This is a genomic window from Chryseobacterium gwangjuense (assembly GCF_021311115.1).
GTDB lineage: Bacteria > Bacteroidota > Bacteroidia > Flavobacteriales > Weeksellaceae > Chryseobacterium > Chryseobacterium gwangjuense.
This window is the reverse complement of record NZ_JAJTNP010000002.1, coordinates 1-14,909: the sequence shown is the minus strand read 5'-3', so window position 1 is coordinate 14,909 and position 14,909 is coordinate 1. Positions and strand designations below refer to the sequence as shown.

13 protein-coding genes are annotated in these 14,909 nt (G+C 33.1%); all 13 read left to right on the top strand.

Going from position 1 to position 14,909, the window contains the following annotated elements:
* The first annotated feature begins 130 nt into the window (after positions 1 to 130).
* A complete protein-coding gene (locus tag LV842_RS03475) occupies positions 131 to 1,201 on the top strand; it encodes a formimidoylglutamase (protein WP_233110073.1) in 1,071 nt (356 codons plus the stop codon).
* A 3-nt stretch (positions 1,202 to 1,204) separates the two neighbouring features.
* Positions 1,205 to 2,206 (top strand): glycosyltransferase family 2 protein, encoded by a 1,002-nt coding sequence (locus LV842_RS03470; protein WP_233110072.1) that lies wholly within the window; start codon positions 1,205 to 1,207, stop codon positions 2,204 to 2,206.
* Positions 2,207 to 2,303: 97 nt separating this feature from the next.
* Positions 2,304 to 3,431 carry a glycosyltransferase family 4 protein gene (locus tag LV842_RS03465; RefSeq protein WP_233110071.1) on the top strand — a complete coding sequence of 376 codons (1,128 nt, stop codon included), beginning with the start codon at positions 2,304 to 2,306 and terminating at the stop codon, positions 3,429 to 3,431.
* 29 nt (positions 3,432 to 3,460) lie between these two features.
* On the top strand, positions 3,461 to 4,321 hold the full coding sequence (locus tag LV842_RS03460; protein ID WP_233110070.1) for a polysaccharide biosynthesis/export family protein: 861 nt from the start codon (positions 3,461 to 3,463) through the stop codon (positions 4,319 to 4,321).
* Positions 4,322 to 4,323: 2 nt separating this feature from the next.
* Positions 4,324 to 6,813: a polysaccharide biosynthesis tyrosine autokinase gene (locus LV842_RS03455; RefSeq protein ID WP_233110069.1), complete on the top strand. Its 2,490-nt coding sequence runs from the start codon at positions 4,324 to 4,326 to the stop codon at positions 6,811 to 6,813.
* Positions 6,814 to 7,022: 209 nt separating this feature from the next.
* Complete coding sequence (gene porG, locus LV842_RS03450) at positions 7,023 to 7,916, top strand: type IX secretion system protein PorG (protein WP_233110068.1); 894 nt, start codon at positions 7,023 to 7,025, stop codon at positions 7,914 to 7,916.
* Between the two features lie 7 nt (positions 7,917 to 7,923).
* Positions 7,924 to 8,673 carry a polyprenyl diphosphate synthase gene (gene uppS / locus LV842_RS03445; protein ID WP_233110067.1) on the top strand — a complete coding sequence of 250 codons (750 nt, stop codon included), beginning with the start codon at positions 7,924 to 7,926 and terminating at the stop codon, positions 8,671 to 8,673.
* Positions 8,674 to 8,703: 30 nt separating this feature from the next.
* The gene (bamA, locus tag LV842_RS03440) at positions 8,704 to 11,241 is read left to right on the top strand and encodes an outer membrane protein assembly factor BamA (RefSeq protein WP_233110066.1); all 2,538 of its coding nucleotides are present in this window, start codon (positions 8,704 to 8,706) and stop codon (positions 11,239 to 11,241) included.
* 4 nt (positions 11,242 to 11,245) lie between these two features.
* Positions 11,246 to 11,785: an OmpH family outer membrane protein gene (locus LV842_RS03435; RefSeq protein WP_233110065.1), complete on the top strand. Its 540-nt coding sequence runs from the start codon at positions 11,246 to 11,248 to the stop codon at positions 11,783 to 11,785.
* A 91-nt stretch (positions 11,786 to 11,876) separates the two neighbouring features.
* Positions 11,877 to 12,380 carry an OmpH family outer membrane protein gene (locus LV842_RS03430; RefSeq protein ID WP_233110064.1) on the top strand — a complete coding sequence of 168 codons (504 nt, stop codon included), beginning with the start codon at positions 11,877 to 11,879 and terminating at the stop codon, positions 12,378 to 12,380.
* A gap of 69 nt (positions 12,381 to 12,449) precedes the next feature.
* Entirely contained in the window at positions 12,450 to 12,935 is a 486-nt protein-coding gene (locus LV842_RS03425) for an acyl-CoA thioesterase (RefSeq protein WP_233110063.1), read from the top strand.
* A gap of 7 nt (positions 12,936 to 12,942) precedes the next feature.
* Complete coding sequence (gene rfbD, locus LV842_RS03420) at positions 12,943 to 13,803, top strand: dTDP-4-dehydrorhamnose reductase (RefSeq protein ID WP_233110062.1); 861 nt, start codon at positions 12,943 to 12,945, stop codon at positions 13,801 to 13,803.
* Between the two features lie 6 nt (positions 13,804 to 13,809).
* The gene (locus LV842_RS03415; protein WP_233110061.1) at positions 13,810 to 14,496 is read left to right on the top strand and encodes a hypothetical protein; all 687 of its coding nucleotides are present in this window, start codon (positions 13,810 to 13,812) and stop codon (positions 14,494 to 14,496) included.
* Positions 14,497 to 14,909: the final 413 nt, after the last annotated feature.

Sequence of the window (14,909 nt, the reverse complement as noted above, 5' to 3'; positions counted from 1 at the left end):
GTGCTTTTTTATTTGCAATGAATTATTGATTTAAGCTTAAGTCAATACTGTGTTTTTAACAATAAAAATACGACATGACTTTAAGTTGATGAGGTTTTTTGTAAGTTTGTGGAACTAATGCGGATTATACATGAACTTTGAAGACTTTATCATTTCACCAAGAAATTTCAAAACTGAAAGCTGGCAAATCGGAAATCGTATCACAAAAGAAATAAAAGAAGACAGTATTGTTATTTTGTTTGTTTCGGATTACAGAGGAGCGAATGGAGATGCAGAAGTACAGGATTTCACAGGAATCAGAAAAGAATTTTACAAACTGTCACAACTGGATTTTGAAATTCCTATTGTGGATTTAGGAGATTTGGTTTCGGGAAAATCAGTTCAGGATTCTCATTATATTTTACAGGAAGTCTTGTCGGCTTGTCACTACAAAAGAGCAATCCCGGTTATTGTAGGTGGTTCTAATGATTTTGCTTTTTCGCTTTTTTCGGCTTTAAATTTCCATACAAAAAGCATTAATTATACTCAGATCAGCAATATTATTTCTTTGAAGCAAGGAGAAATGATCAATGAACATACTTTTTTAAGTAAAATGTTCGGAGCTAAGAATTTTGCCATTAAAAATTATCATCATTTAGGCTATCAAAAGCATCTGAATGAAGTTGATTCTGTGAGACTGATCAAAGAAGTGGAGTTTGATATCATCCGCTTGGCAGAAATGATGAATTCTACGGAAAAAACCGAACCTTTCTTCAGAAAAGCAGATTTGGTAACGGTAAATTGTGATGCCATCGAAAGTTTCAGCGAACCTTTTTCTATGAATCCGCAAGTCAATGGGTTGAACCGAAGAGAAATTTGCGCTTATATGAAGGAAATAGGTCTCAGTGAAAACCTAAAATCCGTAGGAATTTTTAATTATAATATTTATTCTGAAAATCAATTGAATCATCAGCTTCTTGCCCAAATGATCTGGTATCTGATTGAAGGGATTAATATTCAAAAATCACATCCAAAAGAAAGGCATTACGAGGTGTTTTATGTATTGGTAGATGACAGACAATATGCTTTCAAACGTGATACTTTTAGCAATCTTTGGTATTTCGGTGAGGATGAAAATATAGAAAACTGTATTCCTTGCTCGAGAAAAGATTTCGACGAGGCCAAAAGAGGCTGGCTGAATGAGCGACTGACGAAAATTTAAGATATGAGAAGCGTTCCCTCAAAAGTTTCCATCATTGTCCCGGTTTATAATGTCGAAAATTATTTGACAAAATGCCTTGATTCTTTGATTAATCAGACGTATCAAAATATTGAAATTCTGGTAGTGAATGACGGAAGTAAAGATGGTTCTGAGAGGATTATTAATGATTTTTCAGAGAAATTCCCGGATAAAATCAAAGCTTTTCATAAAAGTAACGGAGGATTAAGCGATGCACGTAATGTCGGAATTGACAACGCAACCGGAGAATATATTGGTTTTGTGGATAGTGACGATTCTGTCTCAGAAACCATGTTTGAAGAAATGTTTTGCCTTGCTGAAAAACACGAAGCTGAAATGGTAATCTGTAATATTCAGAAAGTAGATGAGAAAGGAAATGTTATTCAGAAACTGACGCAGATTCCCAATATGCCTGAAAAAATAGATCTTGAAACTCATTTTTCAGTGTTTTCGGATATTAGTTATTTTGCCTGTAACAAATTATTTAAGAAAGATCTTTTCGCGACCAAAAGATTTAAAAAAGGAGTTTCTTTTGAGGATATTCAACTGATTCCACAATTGCTTTTAGAATGTAAAACGATTGCTCAGACCCAGCATTTCCATTATCAGTATCTTGAACGTGAAAATTCCATCTCGAAAACACATAATGAAAAAGGCTTGGATATTCTTCAGGCTGTTGAAGATGCGGAGGTAGCTTTTGAAAGATCTGCTTATTCTCACATGCGTAAAGAACTCAAAAACTTTCAGATTTTGGAGGGAGTTTATACCTTCTTAGCCTATCTTGCTTTTGTAAAAGATGAAAAGTTATTTTACGAAATGAGTGCTAAGCTTGATGTTTTCAGGAAAAAAAGGAACATTAAAATTAAAGATATATTGATTTACAGTCGTTTTGATAAGAATTATATTTTATCTTTGTCTATAAGGAAGAGAATTTTTTATCTGCTTTTTTTTGCAGACCAGAAAAAACTGATAAGAAAATTAATATAAACACAAATGCAGGTAGAGGTAATTGAAAGATCCTGAATGTAATAAGGTGTCTTTTGTCAACTTCTCCAAAGCACTTTAAATGCCTGAACAATAAAGAATGCAGAGTTTTGAGCTGTTCTTAGTAGAAAAAGGTATTTCTATTTTTTACATAAAAATAGGATTGGGCTTCTTGTTTTCTTTTTTAATCACACTTTTTTCCGTTCCTACCATCATAAAAATTTCCAAAAGAAAGAATTTAATGGATGAACCGGGGGTTAGAAGCTCTCATTTGAGAAAGATTCCGAACCTTGGAGGAGCTGCTATCTTTTATTCTATCGGAGTATGTGCCTCTATTTTTGCCTATGAACTTTTTGAACTCTATAAGTTTTTATTTGCATCGTTGGTGATCCTGCTTTATGTAGGGATAATGGACGATATTGTGGTGATGAGAGCCTATAAGAAACTTGTTGCACAAATTGTGGTTTCATCATTGGTAGTCATAGGTTCGGATATCAGAATCCGAAGCCTTTTCGGGATATGTGGAGTGTATGAAATTAATTATTATGTGAGTGTTGTATTCAGCATTCTTACGTTTATTGTACTGATTAATGCATTCAATCTCATAGACGGAATTGATGGATTAGCGGGAGGCTATTCTTTGATATGCAGTGCTCTTTTCGGGATCAGTTATTATCGTTTGGGGGAATATAATTATCCTTTGGTTGTGTTTTCAGCGGTCATTGTCGGGTCTGTTTTGGCATTTTTGTATTATAATTTGTCAAATTATAGGGCCACTAAGATATTTATGGGAGATACAGGGTCAATGTTGTTAGGCTTTTTGCTTGCTTTTACTAGCGTTTGTTTTATTGATATTTTTATTGATAAGTCGGATCCGTACGTTCCCCGTTATCATTTGCCTGCAGCTCCGGCTATTGCTGTTGCCATCCTTATTTTACCGATTGTAGATACTTTGAATGTGATGATTATAAGATTAATTCATGGGAAATCTTTATTCAAAGCAGATAAGAACCATATTCATCATAAACTGATTCAGCTGGGTCTTACTCATCGAAGGTCTACTTTTTATATTATTTCGTATTATCTTTTTATAATAGTGGTAGCTAATTTCTTGAGACATATAAATGTGAACCTTTTATTGGTAATTGTTTTGTTGTTAGGGTTTATTGGTGCATATTTACCAAATCTTATATTCTATTTAAGAAATAATAAAAAGCAATACTTTTAATTTTTATTTTTGCAAACAACTTAAATCTGATGAAGAATTATAAAAATTTATTCCTTTTGTTACTATCCCTGGTAATGACTTCTTGTATCACCACAAAAGAAGTAAGATATATGCAGCCAAATGAGAGTTTGGTCATTAATGAAGAAGGGCTTGTTCCATACAATATACCGGTGTATAGAATTACAAAAAATGACATCCTTAATCTTAATATTATCACTACTCCTAAAGGGGATGCTGCTCAGTTTTACTCGACCTATAATACTTCGGGTGGCAGTACTTCCGGACAGGTTGTCAATAATGCAATGACGAACATAAGTGGTAATGCGGGAAGAACTGGTGGTAACCTGAATTTTTATTTTAACGGGCTTAAAGTAGATTCAAAAGGAGATATCAATATTTTCGGAATTGGTTATATAAAAGCGGAAGGAAGAACGATTGAAGAGGTAACTGAGGAGATTCAGGTGAAGGTAAATGAAAATTTTCAGGATGGGAAATCTGAAGTTCGACTCAACACAGATGGTATTACTTACTATATTCTTGGAGATGTGGAAACTACAGGAGTTACAGGAGAGAAAGTGGCGCATAAAAACACCCTTACCATTACCGAAGCTCTTGCTATGAATGGGGGGCTTAACAGAACCGTTGACAGAAAAAGTATTGTCATTCATAGAAAACTTCCGGAAGGGATCAAAATTGCTAAAATAGACCTTACCCGTGAAGATGTGATGAATTCCCCTTATTATTATGTTCAAAATGGTGATGAGATTTATCTTAATACAAGAGCAAAAAGCTTGAATGGCTTTGGAAAAGATCCTGTACAGACTTTAACTACGGGCGTTTCTCTTATCACAACTGCTTTATCGATCTACCTACTTGTAAAAACACTGTAATCATGATTCCTGAAAAATATATTAGTCTGGCGAAAAATGATTCCTCGAAAGATAGGAGCGGAGCTTTTTCTTTATTTGATATTGAAAATTTCATAAGAAGAATCATAAAAAACTGGTATTGGTTTATCCTGATGTTTTTCCTTGGATATACTCTTTCCTGGGTGTATAGTAAATATTATGCACAAAATATTTATGCATCCAATTTATCTTTAAGTGTTTCCAATAATACGGCAAGTTATTTTACACCTAACCAGTCGATCAATTTTATCTGGGGACAAGGTGGTAATCAGGATGGAATTTATCTGAAAAAAATGCTTTTATCACGATCTCATAATGAGTTTTTGGTGAAAGAATTAGGGCTTTTTGTAAATTTTTCTACAAAAGGGACTTTAAAATCTACTTATCTGGATAAAAATGACTCTCCGGTTTTTTTAGAGGTAGATAAAAAACATTTGCAGCAGGTTAATTATCCAATTACTTTATTACCTAAAGGAAATAACACATACGAAGTGGTTTTGCCTGAAGAAGGACATTCCGGAAACTTATATAATTATGAGATAGAAGGATTTCAAAATGTTGCAGAATTTCCAAAACCTGCAAATAAAACAATAAAATTAAATGAATGGTTTACGACACCTAACTTAAGATTTAAGTTAGTATCCAATCCTGTTACGCCGACTATAAAGCTGGATAACATCATTGTAAATTTGGAGACGGTAAACCAAACGGTAAATGGTATCGTTTCGACCATTAATGTTGATTTTGATAAAGAAATCAATACCATTATGATTATTACAAAAACAGGGTTTAATCTAAATGGAACCGTGAATTTCTTGAATAAATCTGTAGCAGAGCTTCAAAAGAAAAGACTGGCAGATAAAAATATCATTAATAAAAACACAGATGTATATCTGCAGAATAGCTTAAACGGGATCAGAAAAAAACTTGATTCAAGTGCTTTAGTACTGAATTACTTAAAAACTTCTGAAAAACTATATGACATCAAAGACAGAGACGAAAAATCTTTGAATAAGATAAAAGACCTGGAAGCTAAAAAAGCAGATCTTCTAAGTAAAGTAAACTCTCTGAATTCTATCAAAAATACGATCGATAATCAGAATTTTGAAAGGATGATCAGTACCAATGCAGCAGGATTTGAAGATGGATTCTTTAATGCTTCCGTATCGGAATTAAAAGCATTATACCTTAAAAGAAGGGAGATGGCGACTATTTATAAGCCGAATTCTGAGCCGATGAGAGAAATTAACAGGCTTATTAATGAAGCTAAATTAGGTTCGTCAAACTCGTTAAGAAATTATTATACTCATTACTACGATGAAATTAATAAAATTAATAATGAAGTAGCAGAAGCTAATACTGATCTTGTTTCGTACCCTGAAAAGCAGAGAAAATATCTTGATGCCGAAAGAGGGTATAACATGATTGAAGCTACTTACAATAGCTTGCTGGGAAGACAAAATGAGGCGCAAATGAAAGTGGCGACCAACCAGTCTGATATTACGGTAATTGACCCGGCTAAAAACCTGGGACAGTCACCGGTAGGACCCAATAAAAAAGGAACCGAATTCGGAATTATAGGAGGATTATTGTTCTTACCATTGTTATTTATTTTTATTGGAGAAGTTTTAGATAATAAAGTCAGAAATATTAAAGAGCTTTTAGGGGTTACAAAAATACCGTTACTGGGTGTAATCGGGAATAACAATAACGAGAATATGCTTACCGTTCTGCAGTCTCCGAAGTCTTCTGTTTCAGAAGCATTTAGAGGAATAAGGGCAAATGTCAGATTTTTGTTGAATGAAGGCGAAAAAAGTAAAATTATTTTGATTACCTCTTCCATTGGTGGAGAAGGAAAGACCTATGTTTCAATTAATTTAGCCTCTGTTTTAGGGTTAAGTGACAAAAAAACTATTTTATTGGGAATGGATTTGAGAAAACCTAAGATTTTTGGTGATTTCAACATTGACAATAAATATGGGATTTCGAACTATCTTACTGGAGAGGTTTCGATAGATCAGATTATTAATAATACGAAGATTCCTAATTTAGATGTGGCAACTTCAGGACCTATACCTCCCAATCCTTCAGAGCTTCTGATGAGCGCAAAGAACATAGAATTCCTTGAAAAGCTTAAAGAAATGTATGATTTTATCATTATAGATTCTCCACCGGTAGGATTGGTGGCCGATTCTTATGAATTGATGAAGCATTCAGACGCTAATATTTACGTCGTTCGTCATGAATACACCGAAAAATATATGCTCAAGATGATTACTGAAAAATACCATAATCAGGAAGTTGGAAATCTGGGGCTTGTTTATAATGATTATAATCCAAGACAAGGTTATGGCTATGGTTACGGCTATGGTTATGGCTACGGTTACGGCTATTTTGATGAGGATAAAAATTACAAAGAACCACTATTAATAAGAATAAGAAATAAAATTCAACAAATATTAGGAAAGAAGTAATATTTTAGCCAACTGTAAAACTGAAATTGTTGAAATGAATTTCCTGTTTATGCAGAAAAAGAAATATTTTAATGACTTTACCGTTTACTTTATAACAAATTATGTTTTTTTGTTTATTTTTAACTAAACATTAAGAATATCATTAATATAAAAATGTTTTATATTTGCAAAAATTAATTTTTAAAATAACCATAAATCCATATTCTTTTATGAATAAAAAATTATTGTTTAGCTTTCTTACCGTTATAGGAACAATGGTAAGCATGAAGGCACAAAGAAATGAATTGGGAATTCGACTAGGAATGAGTAACCTGGTAGGAGATGTAGGAAATACCAATTATATTTTACAAAAACCGTTGAATATGGATAGAGTTTCTGATTGGGGAGTTCCGTTTTATGGTGGTTTATTATATAGATTTAATTTTAACCCTTATCAGACGGTAAGATTAGATTTGGGATACAATCAGGTTCAGTTTAGCGATAAAGCTGCTAAGGAAGAATATAGAAGAAACAGAAATGCCTTCGGTAAAAATGATATCTATGAAGCGAGCTTAAGCTTTGAATATAATTTTTTCCCGGTGAATAATGAGCAGATGGGAATGTTGAGCCCATATATTTTTGCGGGAATTGGAGCAATTATGTATAATGCTCCGAAAGCTACTTTAGTACATGATTTCAAAAGAGATGCAGACGGAGTAGCACAAGCGCCGATTAATGAAGAAGATTTTACTACTACAGCAGTATACTCTACAGGTAAAAAAACATCAATGAATGTTCCGTTTGGGGTTGGTTTGAAATATAAATTCAATCACAACTGGGCTATTTTTGCTGAAGCAACATTCAGACTTACATTAACAGACCAGCTAGATTATAGCAAAATTTTACCGAAAGATGTAAAGTCAACTTATAATTCTGATATTTTAGATCCTTCAAGTGGAGGTTCATTATTAGGAACTGGGAATTATTACATTGTTTCAAAAGAAAGAGAAGCTGCATACAAAGGAACTAGAAATATAGGAGACGGAGATTCAAGAGATTGGTTAAATACTTTTAGTTTAGGACTTACCTATTCTTTTGGAAGACCCCCGTGTTATTGTGATTAATCAAAATATGTCGTTGTTAAAAGATAAAATAGATCCCGAAAATCTGCCACAACATGTTGCCATCATTATGGATGGAAACGGAAGATGGGCGAAATCTCGGGGAGAAGAAAGAACATTTGGTCACAAGAATGCCATTGATGCGGTAAGAAATGCTATTAATGCTTGTAACGAAATTAATATTCCTTATTTAACCCTTTATACTTTTTCCTCAGAAAACTGGAACCGACCAGATGATGAAGTAAATACATTAATGAATTTACTTATGGAAACTTTATTGCTTGAAGCTGAAGAGATTTTTAGCAAAGGGTTAAGAATGCATGTCATTGGGAATTTAGAAAAACTGCCGTCACTTGTAAAAGATCAATTACTGAGAGTGGTGGAACTCACCAAAAATAACTCAAAAGGTAATCTGATACTGGCAATTAGTTACGGTTCTCAGAATGAGATTTTGAATGCGGTAAAAGAAATCAGCTCAGATGTAAAAGACGGAAAGTTGGATGCAGAGAAGATCGATGAAAAAACATTTGAGAGTTATTTATATACAAAAGATTTTCCCCCGGTTGATTTAATGATAAGAACAAGTGGAGAAGTTAGAGTCAGTAATTTTCTACTGTGGCAGATTGCTTATGCAGAGCTACAGTTTTTAAATATACTTTGGCCAGACTTCACAAAAGATATTTTCTTTCAGTGTATTTTAGATTACCAAAACAAAGAAAGGAGGTACGGAAAAACCGGAGAACAAATAAAGATTCAGTAAAAGAATTAAGAAAAGAAAGACTACGATAAAATGAAGTTTAGATTATTACCCATCATAATGTTTGCTGCTTCTGCACATTTTTATGGACAAGTAACACCGCAGGATAGTACAAAAGTAAACGCTTCTGTACATGCAGAAAATCAAGCAGGGACATATACATTAAAAGATATCGTCGTTGATGGGGTGAAAAAATATACACCAGCTCAAATTTTAAGATTTACGGGTTTAACGAAAGGAGAATCTGTAGATATTCCGGGACAGAAAATCAGTACAGCTGTTAAAAAACTTTGGGATACTCAATCATTTTCTGAAGTAGAAGTGTATATTGAGAGTATTGAAGGAGAAACAGTTGTTTTGAAATTTTACTTGGAGGATTTAAAAGAGCTTGGTGAAGTAAAATTTACTGGAAAAGGAATTGGTAAGTCTAAAAATGAAAAACTTGCTAAAGACAATAATTTAAAGCCTGGAACTAAAATTACACAAAATTTGGTTTCAAGCTTAAAAACAAATATTCCGAAAGATTACGTTAAAAAAGGATTTGCAGATGCTAAGATTACCATTCAGGATAAAGTAAATGCAAGTGATCCTGCTTTGGTAGACTGGACGATTGAAGTTGATAAAGGCAAAAGAATCAAGATCGATCATATCGAATTTGAAGGTAATCAGAATATCACTGATTCTAAGTTAAGAAACAAAGGATTCAAAGAAACGAAACAGAAAAGATTTGGGATTGGAGGTATTTTAAAATCTTCAAAATTTGTTGAAGAAAAATATCAGGAAGATAAGCAAAATCTTATTAGTTATTATAACTCTCTAGGATACAGAGATGCTGCCATTGTTTCAGACTCTGTTTGGAGAAACAAAAGAGATAACTATCAAATTAACGTAAAACTAAGTGAAGGTAAACAATATTACATTGGAGATATTACTTTCACTGGAAACACAGTATTTGCAACAGAGTATTTACAGAGGCTTTTAGGTTACAAAAAAGGAGATATTTACGATGCAGTAGGATTCAACAAAAAAGTAGGAGAAGACGGAGGTAAAGAAGATGATTCTGATATCAAGTCTATTTACATGAATAACGGATACTTATTCTCAAATGTAACTCCTGTGGAAAAATCTGTTGATGGAGACAAAATTAACCTTGAAATTCGTATCAACGAAGGTGAAAAGGCTACTTGGAATAAAGTAACTTGGAGCGGAAACGTAACGACTCATGACCATGTTATTCTTAGAGCATTAAGAACAAAACCGGGAGAGCTTTTCAAAAAATCAGATATTAAGAGAACTTATTTTGACCTTGCAGGGATGTCATTCTTTGACCCTCAACAAGTAGGACAAGATATTCAGCCAAATGCACAGGATAATACTGTTGATATCGGATGGAAACTTGTGGAAAAAGGATCTTCACAGGTTCAGCTACAAGCCGGATACGGAGGAAATAGCTTTATCGGAACATTAGGATTAACGTTCAATAACTTCTCGTTAAAGAATTTCCTTAAGTTAAAAGACTTTAGACCGGTACCTCAAGGAGACGGACAAACGTTGTCTATCCAGGCACAAGCAGGACAATACTTCCAGAATTATGGGATTTCATTCACTGAGCCATGGTTATTCGGAACAAAACCGACTGCACTTTCAGTAAGTTTGAATACTTCCAGAGTAAAATATAATGATGGTTACGGAAATGATCAGAAATTAAATATTTTCTCTGCTTCAGTAGGATTGAATAGATTATTGAACTGGCCGGATGATTATTTCTCGTTGTACACAGGTTTACAGTTTCAAAAATATAAGTTTAGCAATTATCCTTTTGAATTTGGTGATAGCACCGAATACTATGGAAATGCAAATAACTTTAGTATAAACTTGGGATTAAGTAGAAACTCTGCGGGTATTGATCCGATTTTCCCGACGGTAGGTTCCAATGTAGAACTTACGGCGAAATTTACACCTCCTTATTCATTGTTCAGTAATAAAGATTATTCAACAATGGATCCTGTAGATAAATATAAGTGGATGGAATTTTATAAAGTAAAATTCAAAGCAGATATTTATAACGAAATTGTAGGAAAGCTTGTGTTAAGATCTTCTGCTGAGATGGGCTTTATGGATGGATATAACAAAGAACTTGGAGCACCGCCTTTCGAAAGATACTATGTAGGAGGTACAGGTTTATTCGGAGGTAGATACGATGGTAGAGAGCTTATTCCATTAAGAGGATATGAAAATGCATCTACTTATGGAGGTACTTCCGAAGATATTACTCAAAGAGGAGGAGGAACTATCTACAATAGATTTACTTTAGAATTGAGATATCCGATTTCAATGAGTCAAACAGCTAAGATCTATGCACTTACTTTTGCTGAAGGAGGTAACGTATGGAACTCTTGGAACAAGTATAATCCTTTCCAGTTGAAAAGATCAGTAGGGGTAGGTGTTAGAGTATATATGGGAGCATTTGGTCTTATTGGATTTGATTTTGCTTATGGATTTGATAAAACAATCAATGCTACAGAACCTTCCGGTTGGAAGACCCATTTCTTGATGAACCAATCTTTATAACAATATGAAGAACTTTAAGACAATTTTCACCATTTTCTTTCTGATATGTTTCGGAATCTCAAATGCCCAAAAAGTAGGTGTTGTTGATACAGAAGCTATCTTGGATAAGTTTCCTCAATACAAAGAGGCCGAAGCAAGATTAAATTCACAAATTGATACTTGGCAGACGGATCTTCAAAACTTACAGGCAGAGTATGAGAAAAAAAGATCTGCTTTTGAAAACGAAAAAGTTTTGCTAATAGGAGATCAATTAAAGCTTAGAGAAAAAGAAGTGACAGATCTTGATAAGAATATTAAAACAACAACCAGTTTGCGTTTTGGTACTAACGGAGAGATCAGTAAGCTAAGAGCAAGTCTTGTTCAGCCTTTTCAGGATCAGATTTGGAATGCAATCAAGACGATGTCTGAAAAAAATGGATTGGGCATAGTTCTTGATAAAAGTAATGACGTTAACGTTATTTTCCTTCAGAAAAGATATGACTATACCGATAAAGTCTTAGATATTTTATTAAAAGGAACAACAGGAAAAGAGAAAAAGAATTAGAATTTCCTTAAAAAGTATAATTAAATTTGTTTTGAAATTAACTTTTATAGAAATTTGCAATCTTAAAAATTAAATTATTTATTTACCAATTATGAAAAAATTAAGTGTATTATTTGCAGCAATAATGATGGTTGTGTCTGTAGGTATGGCAAAAGCTCAAAAGTCAGCTACTTTAAATGTTGCAGCTGTTCTTAATGCGATGCCTGAGAAAACTAAAGCAGATGCTGATTTAAAAGCATTCATTGATACTAAACAAGCTGAAATTAAAAAGAAAGGAGATGCTGGACAAGTAAAAGTAAAGCAATATACAGAAGAAGCTCCTAAAAAAACGGCTGAAGAAAACAAAGCAAGAGAGGGAGAACTACAGAAATTGCAAGAAGAAATTGCTCAAATGCAGGATAAAGCAATGAAAGACAGCCAGGCTAAGCAAGATGCATTGTATGATCCAATTGAGAAAAAATTGAATGCTGCTATTGAAAAAGTAGCAAAAGCAAACACAATTGATTTTGTACTAGATGCTAATTCATCTGCTCTTATCTACAAAAACGGACCAGATATCACTGCTGATGTTAAAAAAGAATTAGGTCTTAAATAATTTTGGAAATTAACAAAGATTTATAAAATCAACCACCTCTATTCGAGGTGGTTTTTCTATTTTTGCACAATGGGAAAAGAAGTATCAAAAACGGTTAAAATCCGTTTTATAGATTGTGATCCTCTTGGTCATCTTAATAATGTAAGATACTTAGATTACATGCTGAATGCAAGAGAAGATCATGTTGAGGATTTTTATGGCTTTACTTACGAAGACTATACTAAGAAAACAGGTTGTACTTGGGTTACAATTCAGAATGAAATCGCCTATTTGAAAGAAGTAAAGTATAATACAATTGTTGTTATTACAAGTAAAACCATAGAAATTCAAGATAGAACTTCGAAAGTGGAAATGTTGATGAAAAGTGAAGACGGAAAAACAATCTATGCTGTTTTCTGGCTTTCCGTAATCTATTTTAATGTAAAAACAAGACGTTCAGAGGTACAGCCTCAAGAACTGGTGGATCTGTTTAGTAAATACCATGTAGATTTGGAACAAAAAGATTTTCAGTCCAGAGTTAAATTTCTAAGATCCCAAAACGCAAAAAACTCATAATATAAAGATGAAAAAAATAGTAGTAGTAGGAAGTAACGGTCAATTAGGAAACTGTATCAAAAAGATTGCAGAGAATTTTGAGAATAAATACGAATTTATCTTTACCGATTCACAAAATTTAGATGTTACAAACAATGATCAGGTACAGAGTTTCTTTTACGATAACAAACCTGATTTTTGTATAAATGCTTCCGCATATACAGCAGTAGATCTTGCAGAAAAAGAACCTGAGAAAGCATTTGCCGTAAATGCAGAAGGTGTTGCAAATTTAGCAGAAGTTTGTGCTGACTTTAAGACCATTCTTATTCATGTTTCCACAGACTATGTCTTCGATGGAGAAACTAACTTGGATTATGCTGAAGATGATTTTACGAATCCTATCGGAGTTTATGGAGAATCGAAGTTAAAAGGAGAGGAGTTGGCTTTGGATCTTAACCCTAAAACAATTATTCTAAGAACTTCTTGGCTGTACTCAGAGTTTAATAAAAACTTTGTAAAAACAATGCTGAACTTGTTTTCTCAAAAAGACGAATTGGGGATCGTTGCAGATCAATTTGGTCAGCCAACGAATGCGAATGATTTGGCTGAAGCAATCATGACAATTATTGGTGCCTCAAACAAAACATTTGGAGTTTTCCATTTTTCAAACTACCCGGAAACGACCTGGTTTGATTTTGCAAAAAAAATTGCAGAATTTTCAAAATCAAACATCAAACTAAATGCGCTTACAACCGAACAATACCCAACTCCAGCAAAAAGACCAAAGAGAAGTACGATGTCTCTTGACAAAATTGAAAGAGTATATGGAATTGAGCCTAAACATTGGGAGAACAGTTTAGAAGAATGTGTTGAAATTCTTTCAAAATAATATAGAATGAAGAATGTAATAATACTTGTTTTTGCTTTTTTAACCCAATCTTTGGTTGCACAAAATGTATTCCTTACTAAGGTTGAGAAAACGAACGATAACACTGATCAACTTTTATTTAAAATAAATGAGGAAATAAAGGATGCAGTGTATTTGGGTGAAATAGAAGTTCAGGGTTTTTCAAAAGATGATGCAGTTATATTTTCATCAGTGTATAAAAAAACCAAAGAGATTGGGGCCAATGCTTTTTCATTAAAACCTTTTGAAAATGTCGATGGTTCTGCTCAGCAATTCAACCCATCTAATTATAGACTGAATTTATATTTTATCCCAAGAGATAAGCTTTTAAATCAGACCGAGAATATTTATTTATTCGCATCATCAGATAAAGAACAAAAAATAAGTATCAATAAAAAAGATTTTATTCTTTCACCCAGAAGTTTTTTCATTTTAAAACCTAAACAAGAAGAAGTATACGTGATTTCCACAAAGAAGATTTTAGGTTCTACTATAAAATTACAACCTAAATCTGGTGACGGGAATCAATACTTTCAGATTTCTTCAGCAAAAATAAAACCTGACGAATCAGGAAGAGGAGGATTAAATCTAAAAAGTGGAGATATTATAGGATTAGAAAAATCTTACGCAGAATTTTTAAGTACCATCTATCAAGAACAAAAGCAAAGTAATTAAACTTTGCTTTTTATTTTATATAGACTGTAGTAAAGTCTCTTTATTTCTATATATAGCCTCTTTCCAAAAATCTTTTAAAATTTTTCACTCGAAGGTTCAGTTAGTTAGGATTAAATATGAATTAAAAGTAAATTAAAGGTTAATAAAGTTTGGATTGTAATGGATAGTTGTTCTATCTTTGCCCCACTGAAAACGAGAGTATCTCAGTAAGCGCAGAAGAGCCTTTGAATGGGCATAGAGATTAAGAAATCACTTTTGAAAGTACAGAAAAAAACAATCAAAACTTTTTAAAATAAAAGTTGCGTGAGTTAAAATTTTTTGTATCTTTGCAGTCCGGTAAAACGGGAAGCGCAGGAGTGAGATTGAAGGTTTAGAGAGGGGTTAAGGTTAATAAAAAAAACTTTAAAATTTTC

What these genes read in the sequence shown, in the direction of transcription:
- LV842_RS03460 (WP_233110070.1), top strand. Translation starts at nt 3,461, where the DNA reads ATGAAGAATTATAAAAATTTATTCCTTTTGTTACTATCCCTGGTAATG.
- LV842_RS03455 (WP_233110069.1), top strand. Translation starts at nt 4,324, where the DNA reads ATGATTCCTGAAAAATATATTAGTCTGGCGAAAAATGATTCCTCGAAA.
- bamA (WP_233110066.1), top strand. Translation starts at nt 8,704, where the DNA reads ATGAAGTTTAGATTATTACCCATCATAATGTTTGCTGCTTCTGCACAT.
- LV842_RS03435 (WP_233110065.1), top strand. Translation starts at nt 11,246, where the DNA reads ATGAAGAACTTTAAGACAATTTTCACCATTTTCTTTCTGATATGTTTC.
- LV842_RS03475 (WP_233110073.1), top strand. Translation starts at nt 131, where the DNA reads ATGAACTTTGAAGACTTTATCATTTCACCAAGAAATTTCAAAACTGAA.
- LV842_RS03415 (WP_233110061.1), top strand. Translation starts at nt 13,810, where the DNA reads ATGAAGAATGTAATAATACTTGTTTTTGCTTTTTTAACCCAATCTTTG.
- LV842_RS03430 (WP_233110064.1), top strand. Translation starts at nt 11,877, where the DNA reads ATGAAAAAATTAAGTGTATTATTTGCAGCAATAATGATGGTTGTGTCT.
- uppS (WP_233110067.1), top strand. Translation starts at nt 7,924, where the DNA reads ATGTCGTTGTTAAAAGATAAAATAGATCCCGAAAATCTGCCACAACAT.
- LV842_RS03470 (WP_233110072.1), top strand. Translation starts at nt 1,205, where the DNA reads ATGAGAAGCGTTCCCTCAAAAGTTTCCATCATTGTCCCGGTTTATAAT.
- rfbD (WP_233110062.1), top strand. Translation starts at nt 12,943, where the DNA reads ATGAAAAAAATAGTAGTAGTAGGAAGTAACGGTCAATTAGGAAACTGT.
- LV842_RS03465 (WP_233110071.1), top strand. Translation starts at nt 2,304, where the DNA reads ATGCAGAGTTTTGAGCTGTTCTTAGTAGAAAAAGGTATTTCTATTTTT.
- porG (WP_233110068.1), top strand. Translation starts at nt 7,023, where the DNA reads ATGAATAAAAAATTATTGTTTAGCTTTCTTACCGTTATAGGAACAATG.
- LV842_RS03425 (WP_233110063.1), top strand. Translation starts at nt 12,450, where the DNA reads ATGGGAAAAGAAGTATCAAAAACGGTTAAAATCCGTTTTATAGATTGT.